The sequence below is a fragment of the Izhakiella capsodis genome (assembly GCF_900115045.1).
Taxonomy (GTDB): domain Bacteria; phylum Pseudomonadota; class Gammaproteobacteria; order Enterobacterales; family Enterobacteriaceae; genus Izhakiella; species Izhakiella capsodis.
Genome location: NZ_FOVC01000011.1, coordinates 71,959 through 94,855 on the forward strand (window position 1 = coordinate 71,959; position 22,897 = coordinate 94,855).

The window sequence follows — 22,897 nt, forward strand, 5'->3', positions numbered from 1 at the left end:
ATCTATGCAATTGAAGCGGGAATTCCGGGGCAGCCATGTTAAAATGTGAAAAATAATAGCCGGATGTTGTCTGACCTGAATCAATTCAGCATCAGGTCTTTGATATAGTATAGCTATTAATCATTTTAATGCCGGTGGTACATTACCATTGCCAAAACGGCTTTGCCGGCCAGGAATTCAATGAGCTTCAACAGTATAGAGGTTGTCATGATCAAAAAAATCGGTGTACTGACAAGCGGCGGCGACGCACCCGGAATGAATGCCGCCATACGTGGTGTGGTGCGTGCAGCGCTGAGTGAAGGACTGGAAGTTTTTGGCATTTATGATGGCTATCTTGGCTTGTATGAAGATCGGATGATTAATCTGGACCGCTACAGCGTTTCTGACATGATAAACCGCGGTGGTACTTTCCTGGGTTCCGCGCGTTTTCCGGAGTTTCGTAATGAAGAAGTGCGGGCGATTGCCATTGATAATATGAAAAAACGCGGTATTGACGCGCTGGTTGTCATTGGCGGCGATGGTTCTTACATGGGCGCAAAGCGTCTGACCGAAATGGGCTTCCCATGTATTGGTCTGCCAGGAACTATTGATAACGACGTCGCCGGCACTGACTACACTATTGGTTATTTTACCGCGCTGGAAACCGTGGTAGAGGCGATCGACCGACTGCGTGATACTTCTTCTTCTCATCAACGTATTTCAATTGTTGAAGTTATGGGGCGCTACTGTGGCGATTTGACTCTCGCTGCTGCGATAGCGGGTGGTTGTGAATTTATTGTATTACCGGAAACGCCTTATACCCGTGAAGAGCTGCTGGAGGAAATAAAAGCTGGCATTGCCAAAGGCAAAAAACATGCGATTGTCGCGATTACCGAGCATATCTGCGATATTAATGAGCTGGCTCGCTATATTGAAACTGAAACCAAGCGAGAAACCCGCTCAACGGTGCTGGGACATATTCAGCGCGGCGGCGCACCGGTGGCCTATGATCGTATTCTTGCCTCACGTATGGGTGCCTATTCGATAGAGTTGCTATTACAGGGTTATGGTGGGCGCTGCGTTGGAATTCAGAATGAAAAGATGGTGCATCATGACATTATCGACGCCATTGAAAACATGAAGCGGCCGTTTAAAAGCGACTGGCTGGAAATGGCGAAAAAACTTTATTGATTTATCAGGGCGCTGGTTTAAGCGCCTTTTTGATATTCAGTATATTCTATAAAGTTATTACATTTTATTTTTAATTCTTTAATATTTTGGTAGGTCTGTGTCACGCTCTACTTATCCATTATCCTGGAGAGCGTAATAATGAAAAAGTGGCGTGTCGGCGCTGTCCTGCTGCTGGCCTCTGGCAGCGTGCTGGCGAAAGATATAAATCTGCTAAACGTTTCATATGACCCGACGCGCGAATTGTATGATCAATATAATCAGGCGTTCTCTGCATATTATAAAAAACAAACCGGCGATAATGTCACTATTCGTCAGTCCCATGGAGGGTCGGGTAAGCAGGCGACCTCGGTTATTAACGGTATTCGCGCCGACGTAGTGACGCTGGCGCTACAATCGGACATCGACGCGATTGCTCAACGCGGACGCATTGACAAGAACTGGATTAAACGCCTGCCTGATAACTCCGCGCCTTATACCTCCACCATCGTTTTTCTGGTACGCAAAGGCAATCCAAAGCAGATCCATGATTGGCGCGACCTTACGAAACCCGGCATCTCAATTATTACACCAAATCCGAAAACTTCCGGCGGAGCGCGCTGGAATTATCTGGCAGCCTGGGGCTACGCCCTCGACCAAAACCATGCGGATCAGCAGAAGGCGCTAAAGTTTGTACGCGCGCTGTTTAAAAATGTCACCGTGCAGGATCCCGGCGCACGTAGCGCGACAAATACCTTTGTGGAGCGCGGGCTGGGTGATGTCCTGATTGCATGGGAAAATGAAGCCTATATGGCAGTAAATAAGCTGCACGGTGGCAACGACAAGTTTGAAATCGTTACGCCGAGCGAGTCTATTCTCGCTGAGCCTACCGTATCCGTTGTGGATAAAGTGGTAGAGCAGCGCGATACGCGTAAAGTAGCCGAGGATTACCTTAAATATCTCTATTCGCCGGAAGGACAGACCATTGCGGCAGAAAATTTTTATCGACCGCGTGATCCCGTGGTGGCCAAAAAATTCGCACATCTGTTCGCTACGATAAAGCTGTTTACCATTGATGAGAAGTTCGGTGGCTGGCAAAAGGCGCAGAAAGCGCATTTTGCCGATGGAGGCTCCTATGATCAGGTAATGAAGCCTTGAGCGTCATAATCTCTGATTGCTGCGATGTAAGATTTGCATGATCTTCACCTCTGGTTCCATTACTTTAATATTTAATGATTACCAGGGGTGGCTGTGATGAAAGGACGAAAGCTCTTTTTCATTGGATTTTGCATTGTCATACTGTTCGCGCTTGTCGCCGGTGGTTATCTGGCATTTATCTTCCATAAAAACTCCGACGCGCTGTGGCGAATCATTAGCCAGCAGTGTGTTCCTAATCAGATCGCGCATCAGACACCGGCCCCCTGCCAGGAAGTTGATTTACGCAATGGCTTTGTGGTGATGAAAGACCGTAACGGCCCGCTGCAGTTTTTACTGATGCCCATCGAACCTATAAACGGTATCGAAAGTCCGGCACTGCTTCATCCCACGAAAGCTAATTTTTTTGCTGAAGCATGGTATGCCCGACACTACGCTGAGGCGCTTTACGGAAAGAGGCTGGATAGCTCTATTTTTTCCCTTGCGGTAAATTCCCCCTGGGGACGTACACAAAATCAGCTGCATATCCATATATCCTGCCTGCAGCCTGATGTTCGTCAGCGGCTTGATACGCTGGTATCGCAGCTTGATAGCCGCTGGCGTAGAGAGAAGCTGAATCAGCACGAGTGGTTAATAAAAGCCGTTTCACGTGACGAATTCAACCATAAGAGTCCATTTATATTCCTTGCCAATGGTGTTCCTGGCGCCCGGGAAAAAATGGGGAATTATGGGATAGCTATTGCGGTGCTAAGTGATGGGCGTCGGGCGATCATGGCCATTCAGCGCAACCTGCTTACCCTCAACCGTGCTTCAGCCGAAGAGATCCAGGACCATAGTTGCGCGCTGGTATATGGCCATAGCAGCGCGCCCGCTGTAGCAAAATAAATTAGTGAGGATCATCGTCTTCAACCGGCTTATCGTCCTTGTATTCGGCAGTGGCTATCCAGGCCGAGCAGAACAGCGTCAGGCGGGCAAATAAGTAAAAGAAGGCCATTAATCCGAGAACTGAACCAAATGCAGCCCCTGAAGGGGAAGTAGCCAGTTTAGGTAGTGTTAGCGTCATAACGAATTTAATCACTTCAAAGCCAATTGCGGCCAGCAGCGTGCCGCGAAACAGGGCTTTCTTGCGCGGTTTGTGGCGGGGTAATCTCCAGAATATCCATAAGAAAAGCAAATAGTTAGCCAGAACAGAAATGCTGGTTGCAATCAGGGTCAATGCCGGTTTCAGCCATTCAATATGCTCAAGTCCCAGCGCTGTTACGATAGCATTTTGCGCCGACCCGGCAACCGAGGTGAGGGTCAGCGTAATAATCAGTGCCAAAACCAGCCCGATCAGAGAGATGAAATCCCGGATATATTTACGCCAAAATTTTTCTTGATCCTGTGGGTTGCGCTCCCATACGTCGCGCGACTGAGCGCGAACGGCCTCGCGCAGATTACCCATCCAGCTGATGCCGGAATAGAGCGCGACCAGCAAACCCGTTAAACCAACGGTGGTTCGTTGTTGTACTGCTGTATTGACGGTATTTTTCAGGGTGTTCGCCAGGTTTGGATCGCTAATATTATTGGCGATTTTATTAATCAGTTCGGTAAGCAGGCCCGGATGCGATGCCAGAATGAAACCGATGGCGGCGAAAGATACCATCAGGATAGGGATCAGAGACAAAAATGAAAAGTAGGTAATGGCGGCGCCAAACTGACTGCCGAGTCGATCGTTAAAACGTTCACCGGTGCGTATTAAGTGTGCTACTGCTGGAATTGCCTGAAACCAGCTGACAAAACGGGAAACCCGGCTAATTGACTGATCTACGGTTTTATTACCGGTTTTAATATTGATCAGTGGCTGGGCATCGCCGTTGTTTTTCTCCTGCGGACGGGGAGTATGATGATTGTCCGTCATGAAACCTTTTTTCCTTTGCCAGTAAGATTCTTAGCTAGTATAGCCTTCATGGCTCAAGGTGCCTCTCCAATGACGGATTCAGTCGATTGATAAAAATATGAACGCGTTGGCCCTGATTGTTCGGGTTCTCTGTGGAAAGCGGTGGGCAATTAGCTTTGTCAGCCGCTTATTTTAATCGGGTCAACCTTTAAGACTGTATATCCTGCATAAACCAGAATGGTCGGTTGAGGGGTAGCCAGAGATAAAAAAACCACCTGCAAGCAGGTGGTTTTTACAGGCAATTCGCTTAGCCGTTTTTAGCTTGCGCGGCGGCTTTAACGATGGCACTGAAGGCGTCAGCTTTCAGTGAGGCACCGCCAACCAGCGCGCCATCGATATCTGGCTGAGCAAACAGCTCCGACGCGTTTTTATCATTGACTGAACCGCCGTATTGCAGGATTAGCTGCTGTGCAACAGCCGCATTCTTTTTGGCAATGTGGTCACGAATAAACTTATGTACAGCCTGGGCCTGGGCAGGCGTAGCGGATTTACCGGTGCCGATTGCCCAAACAGGCTCATAAGCAATAACAGTATTGTTAAACGCTTCGACACCCAGTGTGTTCAGCACGGCATCAATTTGACGGGAGCAGACCTCTTTCGTTTTGCCCGCTTCGTTTTCAGCTTCGGTTTCGCCAATACACAATACCGGGATCAGGCCAGCATCTTTAAGTACAGCGAATTTCTTAGCGACAAGCTCATCGCTCTCTTTATGATAGGTACGGCGCTCAGAATGGCCAATAATAACGTAACGGACGCCGATGTCTTTCAGCATCTCTGCGGAGATCTCACCGGTAAATGCGCCGTTGAGATTAATGTCTACGTTCTGAGCACTCAGCGTAATGTGGCTGCCAGCAATATCCTGATGAGCCTGCCCCAGATACATCACCGGAGGCGCAATAGCGACATCACAGCCGTCTACGCTGCTCAGCGCGTTACGCAGACCGGCGATCAGGTCGGCCGTCATATGTTTGCTACCGTTGAGCTTCCAGTTCCCCATTACTAATGGATGTCGCATCATATCCTCCACGCGAAACGCGATAGTGTTAATCTGACCGCCCGGTGGGCGGCATAATCTGCCTGACAGTATAAAGATCAAAAGGCCGTAGGGCTTTGCTTTTTGTCATTTTGTCTGGTTATCGGGAGCCAGAACCAGCTTAAGTGGCTCAATGGCCAGGGTAATTCCCTTTTCGCCATTGTCGGCGACGACGTATCGCAACGCGCCTTCATTTTTAGCTACGTAGCGCTGTCCTTTGCCTTCCGCCAGCAGGGTTGTTACCCGATTCAGGCTTTGTTCTTCATTAAGCATCGGTTCGAAGTAGCGCACGAAGGCTGCCATGTAGGCCAGTGCCTTATCATAGGCCGTTTTCTGCTCCGGCCCCTGGACGGGTAGCCAGGTGATTTGTAGGGTTTTGATTTTCCCTGTGCCGCGTTCCAGTGCCGTTGACGAGTAAAGGTTTTCATTAATTTTACTGGCGGCTCGCGTCAGATTGCTCTTGTCACTCCGGTTATCGATTGCCCGGTATTCGCTTAGCGGAAGTGAAGGATTACTGGCATTGTATTTCTCACGAAACTGACCGATTGTCATATCAAAAGTGGGCGCTCCAGTCAGCAAATATGCCGCCATTGGCATTTGGGCGCTTTGTTCCTGGGGATCGGCGTGACACAGACCGCTAATCAAAATAGAGACCGCTATTAAGCCTGTACGCAGCAAGTTGTTCATCGTTCATTTGCCCTGAAATTAACCAGGTCCCGATTAAAACCGAGTCGGGCGATTAATGTCAAAGGCGAGCAGGGGTTGTGACTTCGCATCGTTGACTGTCTGCGGCTAAATGCCAAATTTTAATCGTTATCATGCCGTGGCAGATTATTCTCAACGCGTTTATGCCGACGTGGATCCTCCTGATTCCAACGATGGCACTAAGCGTGTAAACCATTTGGTATAAGCCACGCAGCAGATTGTTTTCTTTGGCCGCCGTCACGGGGCCCGTTACCAGTAATGTTCGCTGGTTATATGCCCAGGCTTGCGTCGCAGATGCTTACGCATACCGCGACTCTCTTTCAGCAATTGCTGGGTGTCGCGCACCATTTGGGGATTTCCACACAGCATTATGTGGCTATGTTCGGCACGCATTGGTAGTCCAGTTGCTTCCTCCAGCGCGCCGCTTTCAATCAGCCCCGGGATGCGCCCGGTCAGCGAGCCGGTGCTCTCCTCACGGCTGACTACTGTCTGTATGCGCAGTTGACCCGCATAACGTTGCTGTAATTGCCGCATCAGCGGCAAGTAGCTGAGATCGGCAGCGTAACGTACTGCGTGAACTAACACTATATTACGAAAGCGATCAAGGTCCTCCCCCTGCTGCAGGATAGACAGGTAGGGACCAATAGCCGTACCGGTGGCCAGCATCCAGAGCGTGTCGCACTCAGGAAGTTCTTCCAGCACAAAAAAGCCGGCGGCGTCCCTGGTAATCATAATCTGATCACCGTTTTTAAGCGCATAAAGGCGAGGGCTTAACTTACCCTGAGGGACCATCACAAGATAAAACTCAAGGTTTTCATCGTTGGGTGCGTTAACGTATGAATAGGCACGCTGAACGCGTTCACCATCGATTTCCAGCGCCAGCTTGGCAAACTGTCCGGCAGTGAAATGCGCTATGGGTGCATTTACCGTGATGCTGAACAGGGCATCTGTCCAGTAATTTACCTGTTTCACCGTAGCATTGACCCACTCGGCCATGACGACTCCTCATATTGTGATTACGCGCAACAATTAGCATCATCTTCGCTACTGTATTGCTGAATTTCCAGTGCTGATCCACTACAAAGCTCTTGACGACAAATCTGGCGCAATTGAATGCAGCTGTAAATAGCCTCTGACAGAACGAATTCTGTATGTAAATCGTGACACCTGAGTGGGCAGAAATTTTCAGTCTGCCTCTCGAATTGTTAGGGATTTTTGGTATTTTTTCCGGCGAATTATTTTTATACCCGTCGTTCTTACTGAAAAATTAAAAAATGGCGAGTTATCACTCTGTGGTGAGCCTGATGAAAGGTCAAAAAAATAACGCGGTTTTGCTGATGCTGACCATGCTGGTCGCCGTGGGGCAGATGGCACAAACCGTTTATGTTCCTGCCATGTCGGCTATTGCTGCCACGCTGCATGTTTCCGATGGCTCGGTGCAGCGAGTCATGGCCGCTTATCTGATGACCTATGGTGGTTCACAGCTTATCTATGGGCCGCTATCCGATTCTTACGGACGGCGGCCAGTTATTTTGACCGGCATGGTCATTTTTATCATCGGTACGCTAACCGCTTTGTTTGCCAGCAACTTTGGCAGCCTGGTGCTGGGAAGCGCAATTCAGGGTCTAGGTACGGGTGTGGCTGGCGTAATGGCCCGCACGTTGCCGCGTGATGTTTATCAGGGCGCGGCACTACGCCATGCTAATAGCTTGCTGAATATGGGTATTCTGGTCAGTCCGCTGATCGCTCCGTTGATTGGCGCAGTGCTAATGTCATTGTATGGCTGGCGTGCCTGCTTTGCTTTTTTACTGGCCCTTTGCCTGGTCGTGAGTTTTACGATGCTGCGTTGGCTACCGGAAACCCGCCCCCATTATGAGGGGGTCAGGCTACCGTTTTTTTCCCGTTACCGCCCGTTGCTTATGGAGGGTAATTTCGTTCGCTACATGATTATGCTGATCGGTGCTCTGGCTGGTATCGCAGTATTTGAAGCCTGCTGTGGTGTGCTGCTCGGCGGTGTGCTTGGCCTGAACAGCATGACCGTCAGCATTTTGTTTATTTTGCCTATTCCGGCGGCATTTTTCGGTGCGTGGTTTGCTGGTAGTGATAGTCGTAGCAGTCAGACAATCATGTGGTATGCGGTTAATAGTTGTCTGACTGCAGGGCTGCTGATGTGGTTGCCATCATGGTTTGGCGTTATGAATGTCTGGACGCTGTTGGTTCCAGCGGCACTGTTCTTCTTTGGTGCCGGAATGTTGTTTCCGCTGGCGACCACCGGGGCGATGGAGCCTTGGCCGTGGCTGGCCGGTACTGCCGGCGCACTGCTTGGCGGCTTACAGAATCTCGGCGCAGGGGTCAGTGCCTGGTTATCCGCGATGCTGCCGCAGCACGGTCAGTTCAGTCTTGGGATGCTGATGTTTGCGCTCGCGCTGCTGATTTTAATCTGCTGGCTACCGCTTTCACGCCAGCCAGCAGACAGTTCAGTCAGTTCACACTGATCGCCGCCTTCAGCGTATCAAGTGGCGCAGCTCACTGTCTTTGCGGTCGAGATAATGTATCGACTGAATACGGCGAATGGTACGCGATTTACCGCGTATCAGCAGCGTTTCACTACTGGCTATATTGCCACGGAGGCTAATACCTTTTAGCAGATCTCCACTGGTGATGCCGGTAGCGGCGAAAACCACGTTATCGGTGCGGGCCATCTCCGACAGCGTCAGCACTGCGTCGGCTCTGATGCCCATCTGTTGACAGCGGCGAAGTTCTTCCTCACCGGTACGACGATTCTCGGGCGTATTACCTTTAACGTGATGACGTGCCAGCAGACGTCCCTGCATATCGCCATCCAGCGCGCGGATCACCGCAGCCGAAATCACCCCTTCGGGGGCGCCGCCAATACCATAGAGAACATCCATCTCGTTGTCTGGCATACAGGCCAGAATCGAGGCGGCGACATCCCCATCAGGAATAGCAAAAACCCGTATCCCCCACTGCTGCATTTGTTGAATTATTTCCTCGTGGCGAGGTTTTGCCAGAATGCTGACGGTCAACTGACTGAGCGGTTTATTCATCGCCCTGGCAACATTGCTGAGGTTGGTCTGCAAAGGCAGCGTCAGGTCAATGCTGCCTTTGGCTTGTGGCCCGACGATGAGTTTTTCCATGTACATGTCCGGCGCGTGTAAAAAGCAGCCTTTTTCGCCGACGGCCATTACCGCCAGCGCGTTGGCCTGCCCCATCGCCGTCATGCGCGTGCCGTCGATGGGATCGACGGCAATATCGACGCTGTCGCCCTGACCACTGCCGACCTTTTCACCGATCCATAGCATCGGTGCTTCATCGATCTCACCCTCGCCGATGACGATCTGGCCATCGATATCAATCTGATTTAACACGTGACGCATGGCCTGGACTGCGGCACCATCGGCCGCGTTTTTATCACCGCGCCCTAGCCAGCGATAACCGGCCAGCGCAGCGGCTTCCCTTACCCGTGAAAATTCAATTGCAAGCTCTCGTTTCATCGCCTTTTCCGGCTTTATAAGGAGGGCTGGTAGTTTAACACAGGCGGGATAGCTAAAAAAAACCTGCGGATGAAGCCCATAGGTTTCATGCCCCCCCGATTATTTGCTGATATTATTCCGCTTCGTCTTCCCAGGCCTGAGCGCGTTTTACCGCTTTTTTCCAGCCAGCATATTTATAATTACGCTCAGTGGTTTCAATCCCGGGGCGGAACTCGCGTTCAATCACCGACCTGGCGCGAACCTCTTCCAGATCGTTCCAGAAACCAACCGCCAGGCCTGCCAGATAAGCAGCACCCAGCGCGGTAACTTCCCGCACTTCCGGGCGCTCAACCCGCACGCCGAGAATATCGGACTGGAACTGCATCAGGAAATTATTAGCAACGGCTCCGCCGTCCACACGGAGTGATTGTAAGCGTGTATTGGCATCGTTTTGCATTGCTTCCAGTACATCGCGGGTCTGGTAGGCAATCGACTCCAGCGTCGCGCGGATAAGATGATTGGCGTTAGCGCCACGCGTCAGGCCAAAAATAGCGCCGCGGGCGTAGGGATCCCAATAGGGAGCGCCGAGACCGGTAAAAGCCGGAACCATATATACACCATTAGTATCTTTAACTTTTAACGCGAAGTATTCGGAGTCGGTTGAGTCGCCAATCAGCTTCATCTCATCACGCAGCCACTGAATTGAAGCACCGCCGATAAATACCGCGCCTTCCAGCGCATAGTTTACTTCGCCGCGCGGGCCGCAGGCGATGGTGGTGAGTAAGCCGTGTGAAGAGGTGACCGCTTCTGTCCCGGTATTCATCAGCATAAAACAGCCGGTGCCGTAGGTGTTTTTCGCCATGCCGGGTTGAACACAGAGCTGCCCGTAAAGCGCCGCTTGCTGGTCGCCAGCGATACCGGCAATAGGAATACGTGTGCCGCCTTTACCGCCGATATTGGTCTGACCGTAAACCTCGCAGGAGCTTTTCACTTCCGGCAGTATTTCTCGCGGTATATCAAGAATTTCCAGCATCCTCTGGTCCCATTCCAGAGTATGAATATTAAACATCATGGTACGCGAGGCGTTAGTGTAATCGGTAATATGTACACGACCCTGGGTCATCTTCCAGACCAGCCAGGAATCAACTGTGCCAAAAAGCAGCTCACCGCGTTTGGCGCGCTCGCGTGACCCTTCAACATGATCGAGGATCCATTTCACCTTAGTTCCGGAAAAATAGGGATTAATGACCAGTCCGGTCGTGTGCTGAATATATTCTCCCAGCCCCTCTTTTTTCAGTTTTGCGCAGTAATCTGCGGTGCGAGGATCCTGCCAGACGATAGCGTTATAAATAGGCTTACCGCTCTCTTTATCCCATACGATTGCGGTTTCCCGCTGATTGGTAATACCGATAGCGGAAATTTGATCAGAACTGATGTCCGCGTGTGCCAGCACTTCGACCAGCGTTGAACTCTGCGATGCCCATATGTCCATGGGATCGTGTTCCACCCAACCGGTTTTAGGATAAATTTGTTCAAACTCACGTTGTGATACCGCTACGATGTTGGCGTCGTGGTCCAGTACCACCGCACGGGAGCTGGTGGTGCCCTGATCGAGTGCGACGATAAATTTTTTATCTGTTCTCATAATACTGTCCTGATGATGTCAAGAGTCTGAGACCGCGGCCCGTTACCGTGGCAGTTCTGCTCTGAGGCAGATAAACAACATCGATAACGGGCGGCGATAAATTACACTTTCCGTTGTGCTTGCGCTGCGCCCGTAACAGGTTCCGCCAGTGTTTCGTTTTCAGTCGCTTTTCCCGGCAGGTTACGGGCAATCAGGCTGCGATAGGCGAAAGCGCCGACGATGGCCCCGACAATAGGACCGAAAATAGGGACCAGGAAGTACGGAATCTTTTCGCCACCGGTAAGGGCAACCTTGCCCCACCCGGCAAGAAAAGCGAACAATTTAGGCCCAAAATCACGGGCAGGATTCAGGGCAAAGCCGGTCAGTGGCCCCATAGATGCGCCGGTAATGGCGATTAGCAGGCCAATCAGCAGCGGTGCTAATGGGCCCTTTGGCAGTCCATTGCCGTCATCTGTTAACGCCATGATCAGACCCATCATCAAGGCGGTAATCACTGCTTCAACCAGAAAGGCCTGGCCGACGCTAATGTGTGGGTTAGGGTAAGTTGAGAAGATACTGGCTAATTCAAGGCTTTGAACGCTGCCACGCGCCATGTGATGCGTCTGCTCATAATCGTAAAACAGGCTGTAGTAAAGGCCGTATACCAGCGCTGCTGCGCAAAAGGCGCCCGCTATCTGAGCGAGGATGTAAGGAATAACTTTATCTCTTTCGAAATTGGCAAATAGCCACAGTGCCAAAGTGACTGCCGGGTTAAGATGCGCACCCGATACGCCAGCGCTGAGGTAAATGGCCATTGAGACCGCAATACCCCAGATAATGCTGATTTCCCACTGTCCGAAGCTGGCGCCGGTTAGTTTCATCGCAGCAACACAGCCTGCGCCGAAGAATAAAATGATACCGACTCCGAGAAATTCGGCGATGCACTGCCCTTTGAGCCTGCTGGTTGAATAACTCATAATGAATGTCCTGAAAGCGAAGTTAATTTTTTCTGCTGTTTGTATCATTCCATTGAGTTGCCCTCCTTAATGTTGGGCTGCTGTAAATTTATCGTTAACGAACATGTTCGAGAAATAGCGAAATCAAAAAATGTGTATTACGTCATATAAATGAGCGTTTTCGCGTATTCTGGTTTTACTGAAACGCTATTTTTATTTTCCTTTTAGCCCGAATTTTGAGCATTTTGTTAACAATTTTACCGCTCTTCACGTGAGAATTGTAAAAATAACCAGGTATAAACTGAAAAACGTTAAAAACCTTTTTCACTGTGACTTCGCTGCTGGACTTGAGCTAACCCTCTACTTACAATCGGGTATCTGTTGCTAACCGCGCAATCCGGCCTGGCCTGTTCATCCGCGGCTAGCATCATCATCGCCTTGCGATTAGGAGAGAATAAAAGATGTCATTTGAAGTTTTTGAAAAACTGGAAGCGAAAGTACAGCAGGCGATTGATACTATCACGCTATTGCAAATGGAAATTGAAGAGCTAAAAGAGCAGAAAGCGCATCTCAATCTGCAGATCCAACAGTCTGCTGGCAGCAGCGAGTCCCTGGCGCGGGAAAATCAGCAGTTGAAAGAGGAACAACATGTCTGGCAGGAGCGTTTACGTGCACTGCTGGGTAAGATGGAAGAAGTGTAACGCCAGCGTCAACTTTAAATATGAACGGGTGCCGCAGGCACCCGTTTTACATCGGTACGCGATGCGTTATTCGATGTCAAGTGCATCTTCAGAAAGGATGATGCCAGTATTGTCGGCATAAAGGTGGTCACCTGAGAAGAAGGTGACGCCGCCGAAGTTAACCCGCACGTCGCTTTCGCCTCCGCCCTCGCCGGCAGCACCGACGGGAATTGCGGCAATGGCCTGGATACCGATATCCAGCTCTTCCAGATCATCGACCTGCCGCACTGAGCCATATACGACGATGCCTTCCCACTCATTTTGCAGAGCAATGCGTGCCAGCGCAGCGTCTACCAGCGCACGCCGTACCGAGCCACCGCCGTCTACCAGCAGAACGCGACCGCGACCATTCTCTTCAAGTAAATCATATAGCAGACCGTTATCCTCGAAACATTTTACCGTAGTAATCTGCCCACCGAAGGAGGTGCGGCCACCAAAATTAGAAAACAGCGGTTCAACTACGTTTACCTCTTCATGGTAAATATCGCAGAGTTCAGAAGTATCGTATTTCATAGATTATTCTTCAGTTTGCCGCAGGATGAATGAGTATATCGCTTTAGGGCGGAAGATGGCAAAAACCCGCTTTGATTAAAATTGCGCTACGTCAAGTACATCGCGGATGTTGATACTATCAGTGAAATGAAGCCGGTCTGATGACCGGCTGTGGGAAGCGTTACAGAATGAAACGGCTCAAATCTTCATCAGCAACCAGTTCATCCAGGTGGCTGGAGACATAAGCGGCATCAATAGTGATAGATTCGCCATTGCGCTCGCTGGCATCATAGGAAATATCCTCCATCAAACGCTCAAGTACGGTATGTAAGCGGCGTGCGCCAATATTTTCTGCCGTTTCGTTAACCTGCCAGGCAGCTTCGGCAATGCGTCGAATTCCGTCCTCGGTAAAATGGACATCCACGCCTTCAGTCTTCATCAGCGCTTTGTATTGAACGGTCACCGAAGCGCTTGGCTCAGTGAGGATGCGTTCGAAATCGCCGGTAGTCAGCGCCTGCAATTCTACGCGAATGGGCAGGCGGCCTTGCAGTTCAGGGATCAGATCCGATGGACTGGCAACCTGGAAAGCACCGGAGGCAATAAATAAGATATGGTCAGTTTTAACCATGCCGTGTTTGGTTGAAACCGTACAGCCTTCAACCAGTGGCAGCAGGTCGCGCTGAACCCCTTCGCGTGAAACGTCCGGCCCGGACGTTTCACCGCGCTTACAAACTTTATCTATCTCATCGATAAAGACGATACCATGCTGCTCAACGGCTTCAATAGCCTGCTCTTTTAGCTCTTCATGATTAACCAGTTTCGCAGCTTCTTCTTCAATCAGAAGCTTGATTGCCTCTTTAATTTTCAGCTTACGCGGCTTTTGCTTCTGGCTCCCCAGGTTCTGAAACATGGACTGCAATTGATTGGTCATTTCTTCCATGCCTGGGGGGGCCATAATTTCAACGCCCATCGGCGAGGTAGCCAGATTTATCTCAATCTCTTTATCATCCAGCTCCCCTTCACGTAGCTTTTTGCGAAATGACTGACGTGCTGAGGAAGGCTCTGGTGTTGACTCGGACTGACCCCAGTTATTTTTTGCTGGTGGGATTAGCACATCAAGGATGCGCTCTTCCGCCATCTCTTCGGCGCGATAGCGATGTTTCTCAATGGCCTGCTGGCGTACCATTTTTAGCGCCGAGTCGGTCAGGTCCCGAATAATCGAGTCAACTTCTTTGCCGACATAGCCTACTTCGGTAAATTTGGTTGCCTCAACCTTGATGAAGGGCGCGTTGGCCAACTTAGCGAGGCGACGGGCAATTTCCGTTTTGCCGACGCCGGTCGGGCCGATCATCAGGATGTTCTTGGGCGTTACTTCGTGGCGAAGATCTTCGTCCAGCTGCATGCGGCGCCAGCGGTTGCGCAGCGCGATAGCAACGGCGCGCTTTGCACCTTCCTGGCCGATGATGAAGCGATTAAGTTCGCTTACTATCTCGCGAGGCGTCATTTCAGACATTATCAGGATTCCTTACGCTTTGGACGTTAATTCTTCGATAGTCAGATTATGGTTGGTATAGATGCAGATATCGCCAGCAATATTCAACGCTTTTTCGGTAATTTCACGTGCGCTCAGATCGGAGTTTTCCAGCAGGGCGCGCGCTGCTGCCTGCGCATAAGGACCACCTGAACCAATGGCAATCAGATCGTTTTCGGGTTGGATAACATCGCCGTTACCGGTGATGATCAGTGAAGCTGTTTCATCAGCGACCGCCAGTAACGCTTCCAGTTTGCGTAGTATACGATCGGTGCGCCAGTCTTTAGCAAGTTCAACGGCAGCTTTAACCAGATGTCCCTGATGCATTTCCAGCTTACGCTCAAAGCGTTCAAACAGGGTAAAAGCATCTGCCGTGCCGCCAGCGAATCCGGCAATAACCTTGTCATTATAAAGACGACGCACTTTTTTAACGTTGCCTTTCATTACGGTGTTGCCGAGGGTAGCCTGGCCATCGCCGCCAATCACTACCTGGCCATTGCGTCGAACACTAACAATTGTTGTCACGGGCAGACCCCTTAATGCAATCGAATAAGAATCCCCGCAGTTTACGCTGCGGGGTGAGTGCAATCAGATATGGGGCGGCTTTGACGGGTTTCAACCCCCGATGGCGATAGGGATGCAGTTTGTATGGCCGGAACCGCGCAAGGTTTGCAGGGCGCTATCGACCCCGGTGCGGCTGTTGTAAGGCCCTATAACGACGCGGTTCCAGCCGGAGCCAGAGGTGATCCGGCTTTCAAAGCCTTCAAAAGCCAGCTTAGCGCGTGTTGATTCGGCTTGTCCGACGCTTTTAAAAGAGCCACATTGTAACATCCAGCGCGGGGACTTGACTTTTTCCGTTGCGGACTCAGGCTGTTTAGCGGTGGTCTGCGGCTGAGGCGTGCGTGGCGTAGGTTGTGTCGGACGAGGCTGTAGAGATTGCACGGGCAGGCGTGACTGCATTTCAAGCTGATTTTGCAGGCGCTGCCGCTGTAAGGTTTGCTGGCGCTGTACAGGCGTCTGCTCATTCCAGGGAACCTCATTGAGCTGGGTTGGCTGCTGCTTCATATCAGCCTGCATTTGATCGAGCAGCTGGCGCTGTTCGTTCGTCAGTTGTGTTTGTGGATGAATAAAGCCGCCGGCTGATGGTTCTGTCGGGCTGGGGACCGTTACCTGACTATTCTCCAGCTCTTTGATGTAGCGCCAGCGCTCCTCCGGTTTAGGAGGCAGGCCATTACCGGGCGTTTTGTGATTGGGAATGACCAGCGCATCTTCTTTTTTATGATGGGCTATAAACCACAGGCCACCGGCAAAGGTAACCAGTACCGCGACGGCCAACGCAACCATAAATTTAGAAACAGCGGAGTTATTACCGCGTCTTTTTCCGCTGCGGCCGTTTGACGTTTTTTTACGGCGCGTGCCTGTCGAACGCCCGCGGCCTACATAATCTTTTTGTGCCACTAATCGTTCCGTCACTGATCAAGAGAAAGTGTCTGGCCAACATCCGGCGATGGAGACAAAGTTATTCGCCCGCCATGTTACTTAAGGGCCGGAGGTTTGACCAGCAAAGATACGCCCGATGTTCTGCTATAGCGCAGGTAAAAGCGCCATTCAGGCGCGCGGAGGCGCAGTGCTGGCTCGGACTTTCAGTCTAAACTCGCGCAGTCGGGAACCGTTGCTGATGGTTTTTCCTTCTAATTTTTCCAGTAACAGCGTCATTGCGTCCGCGCCAATTGCAAAGCGCGGCTGAATAACCGTTGTCAGCGGTGGATCGCAATACTGAGCCAGCTCAATATCGTCAAATCCAATCACCGAAATATCCTGTGGTACCCGCAGCCCCACACTCTTCGCCTGAGCGATAATACCCAGTGCCATAATATCGTTATGACAAAATATCGCTTCAGGGGGATTTGCCAGTGCTATCAGGACTTTCAGCGCATTTTTTCCGGCCTCGAAGGTAAAGTCTCCACGAATGATATAGGTGTTATCAATAGCGATGCCGCTACGACGTAGCGCCTGAATGTAACCCTGCAGACGATATTGGCTCAGGGGCGTGTCTTCCGGGCCGGTCAGGCAGGCAATTCGCCTGTGGCCATATTTTAATAAATGATTCACTGCTTCAAAGGCGGCGGTCAGATTATCAATGTGAACCGCCGGTAGCTCCAGTTCAGGGGCAAATTCGTTCGCCATTACCATCGGCGGCAGGAGGCGCACGTCGTTCGGGCTGCTGATAAAAGGCAGGTGCGATCCAAGCAGAACCATACCATCAATTTGACGCGTAACCACTAAATCCATCAGTGATGATTCTCGCTGATTCTGATGGGCACAATCGCTAATGAGTACCAGGTAGCCGTGACGGGTTGCGGTGACTTCAATACCCCGAATCATCTCACCGAAAAAAGGGTCGCAGATATCCGGCACGATAACCAAAATAGTATGTGTCTCGTTACGCTTTATGCTACGGGTTAATGGGTGGGGCAAATAGCCGATCGATTTTGCGGCTGCTTCAACCTTTTCTCTGGTGGTAGCCGAAACCTTTTCCGGATTCATCAGCGCGCGGGAGACTGTCGCAGTGGATACGCCTGCTTTCTCCGCGACCTCTTTCATCGTCGCACCCGGGGACACCTGTTTCCGCTCCAACGTTTTTACCTCTTTTCAGGCAACGGCTTCCCGGCCTGATTTTTTGCATGTCACTATTTTGTATAAAACCTTTCTCCATTGTTATCAGATAAACAATGTAATCCGTTACTTAAATTGCAAAAAAAATGTGACTTTCACCACTTTTTTCGATCCGTCTCGCACCGTTCAGCATTCGGTTGGATCGACATCCAGCGTCCACTTAACTTTTCGCGTCTCAGGAAGGGTTGCGACTAACGGCAGGCTCGATTGCAGCAGGCGCTGCAAACGGGGGCGTGAAGGATGTTGCAGCAATAGCTGCCAACGGTAACGACCACTTCGCTTTGCTTGCAAGGACGGTACTGGTCCCATGATCCAGCAGGCCTCATCTTTCAGAGGACTGGCCTCAAGCAGGTTACGCAGCTGCTGGAGGAAAAGTGCGGCTTGCTGGTTGTCCTGGTCTTCGGCACGAAACAGAATATGGCGGGTAAAGGGGGGGAGAAAAACGCTCTTTCGCTCGATAAGAGCCTGACGCGCGAAGGCGTCATAACCCTGATGCAGCAAGGTTTGCAGCAGGGGATGTTCAGGATGATGCGTTTGCAGCAAGACTTCACCCTGTTTACCCGCGCGCCCAGCCCGGCCTGCTACCTGAGTGTAAAGTTGAGCGAAGCGTTCTGCAGAGCGAAAGTCTGCAGAAAACAGCGCACCGTCGACATCCAGTAATGACACCAGCGTAACATCTTTGAAATGATGCCCTTTGGCCAGCATCTGGGTGCCGACCAGAATGCGGGCGCCACCGCGATGTACCTGAGCCAACTGTTGTTCAAGTGCGCCTTTCCGGCTGGTGGTGTCCCGATCGATACGGGAAATGGCAATACCAGGAAACAGATTGGCTAAGTTTTGCTCCAACTGCTCAGTGCCAAGCCCGACGGGCATCAGCTGAGTTGAACCGCACTGCGGACATTGATGCGGCACCTGACGCTGGCTGTCGCAGTGGTGGCAACGTAGCTGGCGCTGATGCTGATGCAGGGTATAATAGTGGTCACAGCGCTGGCACTCAGCAATCCAGCCGCATTCATGGCACATCAGTGCTGGAGAATAACCGCGACGATTGAGAAACAGTAGCACCTGGTTATCTGCTTGCAGATGTTGCGCTATTTTGCCCGCCAGCTGGGGAGATAGCCCTCCTTGTAGTTTAACGCCTTTCAGATCGATCAGCTGCTGTGTTGCCAGCCTGGCATTACCGGCACGTTTGCTCAACGTTAGCTGACGATATTTGCCGTTATGTACGTTTTGCAGCGTTTCCAGCGCCGGTGTCGCTGAGCCCATAATTACCGGAATATTTTCCTCGCGGGCGCGCATCACCGCCAGATCGCGCGCGTGGTAGCGCCAACCTTCTTGCTGTTTATAGGAGCTGTCATGCTCTTCATCGATGATAATCACGCCTGGACGAGCCAATGGTGTGAAAAGAGCCGAGCGCGTGCCGATGATAATGGCGTTTTCTCCCCGACGGGCGCGTAGCCAAACCGCCAGCCTTTCATTTTCATTCAGCGCAGAATGCAGCACATCAATGGGAGCGTTAAAACGCTCACGAAAGCGCGCGATGGTTTGCGGTGTGAGGCCAATTTCTGGTACCAGTACCAGCGCCTGACGACCACTATTAATCACATTCTCCAGTACGCTGAGATAAACTTCGGTTTTACCTGAACCCGTTATACCAGCCAGCAGCCAGGCGCTAAAGCAATTATCCGCACTGCGGATTGCACCGACGGCTGTGGCCTGTTCGGTATTAAGGCACAGGCGTTGGCCATGCATGATGGTTAGCTGACGCCAGTCGGCTACCGTGGCGTAGTATGGTCGCAGATCGCAAAGTCCTTTTTTACGTAACCCCTGCAAAACGGCGTTGCTGATATCATGTTGACTGATTTCGTGACGATAAAGTGCCCCCTGACGTAGAACGGCCAGCGCCTGGCGCTGTTTATGTGCGCTTTTCAGACTTTCAGGCGCCGTCTCCTTACCCTGCGAGGTGATATACCATTGCCAGAGGGGTGTTTCACGCGCTGGCTTCCCCTGACGTAAAAGTGTAGGAAGGGCGTGAAACAGTACTTCGCCAGGCGGATAATGGTAATAGCTGGTTGCCCAGTTGAGAAGCCGCCACAGAGAGGGAGGATAAAGAGAATCTCCGTCCAGCACCTCCTGAACGTTTTTTAACTGGGCTTGCGGTAGCTCGCTGTGAGTTTTAATTGCGGTGACGATGCCAATCGCGTTGCGCTTTCCGAATGGAACGCTTACCCGACCGCCGATACTCGCGGGTGGCAGGCCATCCGGCAGCAGGTAGTCAAACCGGCGGGCCAGCGGGACGGGTAAGGCGATCTCAACAACGGTCATCAAACATTCCGGCGGCAGCATAGAGTTGGACAGTGTACACCGTGATGGCGAAAATGTGAGGATCAGATTGCGCCAGACGGTTATTTTCTGTATAGTTCGCGGCCTTCGGCGTGTAATCATCGACGTCGGAATACACTAACTTTTTAACATCGTGTGGTGCCGGTGCAGACCAGTGGTCTGGCACGGGAGAGCGACACGGCCTTACTGAGGTCCGCCATGAAAAAAGATATCCATCCCAAATACGTCGAAGTTACTGCAACCTGTTCTTGCGGTAACGTTATCAAAACCCACTCTACCGTGGGTCGTGACCTGAACCTGGACGTGTGCAGCAACTGCCACCCGTTCTTTACCGGCAAGCAGCGCGTAGTTGATACCGGCGGTCGCGTTGAGCGTTTCAACAAACGCTTTAGCATCCCGGGCAGCAAATAAGTCCTGCGGATATAAAAAAAACCCAGCTTTGCTGGGTTTTTTTTATGCTTGATGATCGATTATTGCGCTTTAGCCTGATTGAGAATATTGCCTTCCCAACCGTGTAAGGCGTAATCGTTCAGGTGCAGAATGCGCTTTACCGGCTGCCCGACGTTAAAATTCACTTCGCTAAGTTTGATATAAACTTCTGAAGGTGCAAAGGTGGATTTGAAGTGATACTCACCGTGGCTTAGATCAGAAATTGTTGTCCAGTAAGTGCCAACTCCCTTATCTTGATTCTTCCGTTTCGTGTATTTCTCATAGACGTTAGACACCGCATTTTCTTCTTTACCGCTTGGATATCCGATTGGATAGGCCACGTTGTTTAGTGCCGACTCCACAAAACCTTGCGCCTGGTATTTATTATCAGGCTGCGGCAGATTGTGCAGGTTGAAGCTGGCGCGCACAAAGCGGGCGTCAGCCTCCTGGGTACCTGGGATGGCGTTACGATCGACATGCTGGTATTTCTTCAGATTTTCTAGCTGTTTTTCATAAGACGGTGGGTTGGTTAATACCGTATATTGCCTGCCGTGATAAATATGAACCACACCATTATCGATTTCTATAATTGCCGAGTCGCCGCTGCGATCTTCAATGGCAATATGCTTAGTATCCGTGGCGTAATCGATCGGTAATTTAGCGGCTTCCAGCCGGACGTTTTGTAATCCTTTAACCGCTTCATCTACGGTGGCGTAGTTATCGAGAATGTAGCTCAGCCAGGCGCGGCTCTGTAATACGGGCTTATCCTGATTGTTGATCTGCTGCTGCTTGCCGTTGGTATAGTAGAGGGTATGACCTGCCAGCCCTTTCTCATTTATACCATCCATCGGAAAGAGATTGTCGGCATAAATGACCACACTGCCGTAGCGTGACGTCCAGTGGACAGCATTTGCCACGTCGCCACCATTATGGGCAACGCCGCGTGGTGTAATCACCAGTGACGGGTCCACGGGGCCGAAAAAGTCCAGGTTGCGTCCGCTGACCATATAGCCCGGATACTGATTCATAAAGGCGCGGGTACAGGCATCCGCAGTGGGGGAGAGGGCGGTGGTAAGCAGCAGCGCAGCAACAGGTATTACGGCAAATTTTTTCATTGATAAAGCTCCTTATAGTGTTAATAAGGACAGGTTATGCCGATAATGCGCGTTGTAAGGAGTCAGTTATCGGGGGATATCCCCCCATAATGAGGTGAGTATGATCTCTTTCACTCTGCTTCAGCTGGAAGCGTTTGTTGCGGTGTGCCGTCACGGTACTATGACGCGCGCGGCTCAGGCGTTACGCAAAGATCGCACGACGGTAAGCGAGCTGATTAATTGCCTTGAGATTGATCTCGGCTGCGAACTTTTCGACAGGCAAACGCGCCCTCCTCGCCTGACGCCTTCTGGCGACCGTTTGTATCGTCAGGCGGTGTTATTTCTACAAGAGGCCCAGGCGTTCAGTGGTATTGCCAGCCAGCTGGCTGGCGGAGAGAGCCAGTCGTTGCAGGTCAGTTACGATGTTTTTATTCCGCACTCAATGCTTGTTAGCCTGAGCACGGAGCTTGCCAAAAGCGGCGTGACAGTTAATTTACGCTGCGAGCCACGATCGCAGGGCGAGCAGGCCTTGGCTGAGGGGCGGGCAGACATAGGTATTTATCAGGCGCTGAATCGCCCGGTGGGGCAGTCGTTTAGCTGGCAGACGCTTGGTGCGATAGAGTTTGCCGTTTATGCCAGCCCTATGTTGTTTAGTGAAAAACCAGTAACTATGATGGCGCTTGCTTCCCATACTCAGCTGTTACCCTGGGATTTCATGCCGGAATATCTGGCGCAGCGCCTGCAGATCGCCGACCATACGCAAAGCGCCAATGAGCGGGAACTTCTGATTGCTTTGCTGCAGGCCAGGCAAGGGTGGGCGATGCTGCCGACGCATTTTTTTACCCGGCAGAAAGCGGGCGTTGAGCGTATTGAAACCGTGATGGGGCGAAAAGGGATGCTGCATCCGGTCGTTGCCCTGTGGCAGCCGGGCAAGGTCGGGCACACAACGTTGCGTCATGTGCTCGACGTCGCTGAGCGAAGCTTTACCGTTTAGTATTCCCAGGTATCAGGGTCAATCCCTTTTTCCCGCATGATGCCTTTCGCGCCCTCAGGAATTTCATCGTTACGCTCTTTGCGTAAGTCGACGTCATCTGGTAACGGTTGCCCGGTAAAGGCATGCAAAAAGGCTTCACATAGCAATTCGCTGTTGGTGGCGTGGCGCAGGTTATTTACCTGGCGACGCGTACGTTCGTCGGTCAGAATTTTAAGCACGCTGAGCGGAATCGAGACCGTAATCTTTTTGACCTGTTCGCTCTTTTTGCCATGCTCAGCGTAGGGGCTGATATATTCGCCGTTCCATTCAGCCATGAGTTATCTTAATCCTCGTCAGAGTGAAAGTTACCTTGTGCGACTTTGCAGGCTATGCATGTCGACCAGGAATAATTATGCTGCAAATAGCGCGTCGCTACACGGATCGATAACAAGGTTAACGATAAATTGCTTGTCGATAACTACCGGCACGCAAAAGTGACATAATTTTAGCGAGAATCGTCTCGCTGCTCAATCTATACGCAAAGACATTTAGATGTCCAGATGTATT

22 protein-coding genes are annotated in these 22,897 nt (G+C 51.2%); 7 read left to right on the top strand and 15 right to left on the bottom strand.

Annotated elements, in window-relative coordinates:
* Window positions 1-207 precede the first annotated feature (207 nt).
* From pfkA to BM191_RS13875, 3 genes are all read left to right on the top strand, one after another.
* Window positions 208-1,170: a 6-phosphofructokinase gene (gene pfkA, locus BM191_RS13865; RefSeq protein ID WP_092879276.1), complete on the top strand. Its 963-nt coding sequence runs from the start codon at window positions 208-210 to the stop codon at window positions 1,168-1,170.
* Between the two features lie 138 nt (window positions 1,171-1,308).
* Window positions 1,309-2,304 (top strand): sulfate ABC transporter substrate-binding protein, encoded by a 996-nt coding sequence (locus BM191_RS13870; RefSeq protein WP_092879181.1) that lies wholly within the window; start codon window positions 1,309-1,311, stop codon window positions 2,302-2,304.
* A 96-nt stretch (window positions 2,305-2,400) separates the two neighbouring features.
* The gene (locus BM191_RS13875) at window positions 2,401-3,186 is read left to right on the top strand and encodes a CDP-diacylglycerol diphosphatase (protein WP_092879183.1); all 786 of its coding nucleotides are present in this window, start codon (window positions 2,401-2,403) and stop codon (window positions 3,184-3,186) included.
* A gap of 1 nt (window position 3,187) precedes the next feature.
* Here the strand turns inward: BM191_RS13875 and yhjD are convergent, their stop codons facing one another.
* The 4 genes from yhjD to fpr form a co-directional block, all read right to left on the bottom strand.
* Window positions 3,188-4,201 carry an inner membrane protein YhjD gene (gene yhjD, locus BM191_RS13880; RefSeq protein ID WP_092879184.1) on the bottom strand — a complete coding sequence of 338 codons (1,014 nt, stop codon included), beginning with the start codon at window positions 4,199-4,201 and terminating at the stop codon, window positions 3,188-3,190.
* Between the two features lie 286 nt (window positions 4,202-4,487).
* Window positions 4,488-5,255: a triose-phosphate isomerase gene (tpiA, locus tag BM191_RS13885; protein ID WP_092879186.1), complete on the bottom strand. Its 768-nt coding sequence runs from the start codon at window positions 5,253-5,255 to the stop codon at window positions 4,488-4,490.
* A 105-nt stretch (window positions 5,256-5,360) separates the two neighbouring features.
* Window positions 5,361-5,960, bottom strand: a complete 600-nt coding sequence (locus BM191_RS13890; protein WP_092879187.1) for a DUF1454 family protein — start codon at window positions 5,958-5,960, stop codon at window positions 5,361-5,363.
* Window positions 5,961-6,227: 267 nt separating this feature from the next.
* Window positions 6,228-6,974 carry a ferredoxin--NADP(+) reductase gene (gene fpr, locus BM191_RS13895; protein WP_092879189.1) on the bottom strand — a complete coding sequence of 249 codons (747 nt, stop codon included), beginning with the start codon at window positions 6,972-6,974 and terminating at the stop codon, window positions 6,228-6,230.
* A gap of 308 nt (window positions 6,975-7,282) precedes the next feature.
* Here fpr and emrD point away from each other — a divergent pair, with 308 nt between their 5' ends.
* A complete protein-coding gene (gene emrD / locus BM191_RS13900) occupies window positions 7,283-8,473 on the top strand; it encodes a multidrug efflux MFS transporter EmrD (protein WP_092879278.1) in 1,191 nt (396 codons plus the stop codon).
* A 9-nt stretch (window positions 8,474-8,482) separates the two neighbouring features.
* On the opposite strand, the gene glpX is transcribed toward emrD, so the two are convergent.
* The 3 genes from glpX to BM191_RS13915 all read right to left on the bottom strand — a co-directional run bounded on the left by glpX (window position 8,483) and on the right by BM191_RS13915 (window position 12,073).
* Complete coding sequence (gene glpX, locus BM191_RS13905) at window positions 8,483-9,493, bottom strand: class II fructose-bisphosphatase (RefSeq protein ID WP_092879191.1); 1,011 nt, start codon at window positions 9,491-9,493, stop codon at window positions 8,483-8,485.
* A gap of 112 nt (window positions 9,494-9,605) precedes the next feature.
* The gene (glpK, locus tag BM191_RS13910) at window positions 9,606-11,117 is read right to left on the bottom strand and encodes a glycerol kinase GlpK (RefSeq protein ID WP_092879193.1); all 1,512 of its coding nucleotides are present in this window, start codon (window positions 11,115-11,117) and stop codon (window positions 9,606-9,608) included.
* A gap of 101 nt (window positions 11,118-11,218) precedes the next feature.
* Entirely contained in the window at window positions 11,219-12,073 is an 855-nt protein-coding gene (locus BM191_RS13915; protein ID WP_092879280.1) for an MIP/aquaporin family protein, read from the bottom strand.
* 440 nt (window positions 12,074-12,513) lie between these two features.
* Here BM191_RS13915 and zapB point away from each other — a divergent pair, with 440 nt between their 5' ends.
* Complete coding sequence (gene zapB, locus BM191_RS13920) at window positions 12,514-12,753, top strand: cell division protein ZapB (protein ID WP_092879195.1); 240 nt, start codon at window positions 12,514-12,516, stop codon at window positions 12,751-12,753.
* A gap of 66 nt (window positions 12,754-12,819) precedes the next feature.
* On the opposite strand, the gene rraA is transcribed toward zapB, so the two are convergent.
* The 6 genes from rraA to priA all read right to left on the bottom strand — a co-directional run bounded on the left by rraA (window position 12,820) and on the right by priA (window position 19,816).
* Complete coding sequence (gene rraA, locus BM191_RS13925) at window positions 12,820-13,305, bottom strand: ribonuclease E activity regulator RraA (protein ID WP_092879197.1); 486 nt, start codon at window positions 13,303-13,305, stop codon at window positions 12,820-12,822.
* A gap of 160 nt (window positions 13,306-13,465) precedes the next feature.
* Entirely contained in the window at window positions 13,466-14,797 is a 1,332-nt protein-coding gene (gene hslU, locus BM191_RS13930) for an HslU--HslV peptidase ATPase subunit (protein ID WP_092879199.1), read from the bottom strand.
* A 12-nt stretch (window positions 14,798-14,809) separates the two neighbouring features.
* Window positions 14,810-15,340 carry an ATP-dependent protease subunit HslV gene (gene hslV, locus BM191_RS13935; protein ID WP_092879201.1) on the bottom strand — a complete coding sequence of 177 codons (531 nt, stop codon included), beginning with the start codon at window positions 15,338-15,340 and terminating at the stop codon, window positions 14,810-14,812.
* Window positions 15,341-15,430: 90 nt separating this feature from the next.
* Window positions 15,431-16,273, bottom strand: a complete 843-nt coding sequence (gene ftsN, locus BM191_RS13940) for a cell division protein FtsN (RefSeq protein WP_092879203.1) — start codon at window positions 16,271-16,273, stop codon at window positions 15,431-15,433.
* Window positions 16,274-16,423: 150 nt separating this feature from the next.
* Window positions 16,424-17,452, bottom strand: a complete 1,029-nt coding sequence (cytR, locus tag BM191_RS13945) for a DNA-binding transcriptional regulator CytR (protein WP_092879205.1) — start codon at window positions 17,450-17,452, stop codon at window positions 16,424-16,426.
* 165 nt (window positions 17,453-17,617) lie between these two features.
* Complete coding sequence (gene priA / locus BM191_RS13950; protein ID WP_092879208.1) at window positions 17,618-19,816, bottom strand: primosomal protein N'; 2,199 nt, start codon at window positions 19,814-19,816, stop codon at window positions 17,618-17,620.
* Window positions 19,817-20,032: 216 nt separating this feature from the next.
* Between priA and rpmE the strand changes: the two genes are divergently transcribed.
* Window positions 20,033-20,245 (top strand): 50S ribosomal protein L31, encoded by a 213-nt coding sequence (rpmE, locus tag BM191_RS13955; protein WP_092879211.1) that lies wholly within the window; start codon window positions 20,033-20,035, stop codon window positions 20,243-20,245.
* A 59-nt stretch (window positions 20,246-20,304) separates the two neighbouring features.
* Here rpmE and BM191_RS13960 read toward each other — a convergent pair whose 3' ends face one another.
* A complete protein-coding gene (locus tag BM191_RS13960; RefSeq protein ID WP_092879213.1) occupies window positions 20,305-21,378 on the bottom strand; it encodes a linear amide C-N hydrolase in 1,074 nt (357 codons plus the stop codon).
* Between the two features lie 100 nt (window positions 21,379-21,478).
* Here BM191_RS13960 and BM191_RS13965 point away from each other — a divergent pair, with 100 nt between their 5' ends.
* Window positions 21,479-22,351, top strand: coding sequence for a LysR family transcriptional regulator (locus BM191_RS13965; protein ID WP_230479599.1), 873 nt, complete (start codon window positions 21,479-21,481; stop codon window positions 22,349-22,351).
* On the opposite strand, the gene metJ is transcribed toward BM191_RS13965, so the two are convergent.
* Window positions 22,348-22,665: a met regulon transcriptional regulator MetJ gene (gene metJ, locus BM191_RS13970; protein ID WP_078004225.1), complete on the bottom strand. Its 318-nt coding sequence runs from the start codon at window positions 22,663-22,665 to the stop codon at window positions 22,348-22,350. The genes BM191_RS13965 and metJ overlap by 4 nt on opposite strands.
* Between the last annotated feature and the right edge of the window lie 232 nt (window positions 22,666-22,897).

Excerpts from the sequence above, each read along its gene's own strand:
- hslU (WP_092879199.1), bottom strand. The coding sequence starts at position 14,797 with ATGTCTGAAATGACGCCTCGCGAGATAGTAAGCGAACTTAATCGCTTC.
- yhjD (WP_092879184.1), bottom strand. The coding sequence starts at position 4,201 with ATGACGGACAATCATCATACTCCCCGTCCGCAGGAGAAAAACAACGGC.
- priA (WP_092879208.1), bottom strand. The coding sequence starts at position 19,816 with ATGACCGTTGTTGAGATCGCCTTACCCGTCCCGCTGGCCCGCCGGTTT.
- glpX (WP_092879191.1), bottom strand. The coding sequence starts at position 9,493 with ATGAAACGAGAGCTTGCAATTGAATTTTCACGGGTAAGGGAAGCCGCT.
- fpr (WP_092879189.1), bottom strand. The coding sequence starts at position 6,974 with ATGGCCGAGTGGGTCAATGCTACGGTGAAACAGGTAAATTACTGGACA.
- BM191_RS13915 (WP_092879280.1), bottom strand. The coding sequence starts at position 12,073 with ATGAGTTATTCAACCAGCAGGCTCAAAGGGCAGTGCATCGCCGAATTT.
- BM191_RS13965 (WP_230479599.1), top strand. The coding sequence starts at position 21,479 with ATGATCTCTTTCACTCTGCTTCAGCTGGAAGCGTTTGTTGCGGTGTGC.
- emrD (WP_092879278.1), top strand. The coding sequence starts at position 7,283 with ATGAAAGGTCAAAAAAATAACGCGGTTTTGCTGATGCTGACCATGCTG.
- tpiA (WP_092879186.1), bottom strand. The coding sequence starts at position 5,255 with ATGCGACATCCATTAGTAATGGGGAACTGGAAGCTCAACGGTAGCAAA.
- metJ (WP_078004225.1), bottom strand. The coding sequence starts at position 22,665 with ATGGCTGAATGGAACGGCGAATATATCAGCCCCTACGCTGAGCATGGC.
- zapB (WP_092879195.1), top strand. The coding sequence starts at position 12,514 with ATGTCATTTGAAGTTTTTGAAAAACTGGAAGCGAAAGTACAGCAGGCG.
- BM191_RS13960 (WP_092879213.1), bottom strand. The coding sequence starts at position 21,378 with ATGAAAAAATTTGCCGTAATACCTGTTGCTGCGCTGCTGCTTACCACC.
- rpmE (WP_092879211.1), top strand. The coding sequence starts at position 20,033 with ATGAAAAAAGATATCCATCCCAAATACGTCGAAGTTACTGCAACCTGT.
- pfkA (WP_092879276.1), top strand. The coding sequence starts at position 208 with ATGATCAAAAAAATCGGTGTACTGACAAGCGGCGGCGACGCACCCGGA.
- glpK (WP_092879193.1), bottom strand. The coding sequence starts at position 11,117 with ATGAGAACAGATAAAAAATTTATCGTCGCACTCGATCAGGGCACCACC.
- rraA (WP_092879197.1), bottom strand. The coding sequence starts at position 13,305 with ATGAAATACGATACTTCTGAACTCTGCGATATTTACCATGAAGAGGTA.
- BM191_RS13890 (WP_092879187.1), bottom strand. The coding sequence starts at position 5,960 with ATGAACAACTTGCTGCGTACAGGCTTAATAGCGGTCTCTATTTTGATT.
- BM191_RS13875 (WP_092879183.1), top strand. The coding sequence starts at position 2,401 with ATGAAAGGACGAAAGCTCTTTTTCATTGGATTTTGCATTGTCATACTG.
- BM191_RS13870 (WP_092879181.1), top strand. The coding sequence starts at position 1,309 with ATGAAAAAGTGGCGTGTCGGCGCTGTCCTGCTGCTGGCCTCTGGCAGC.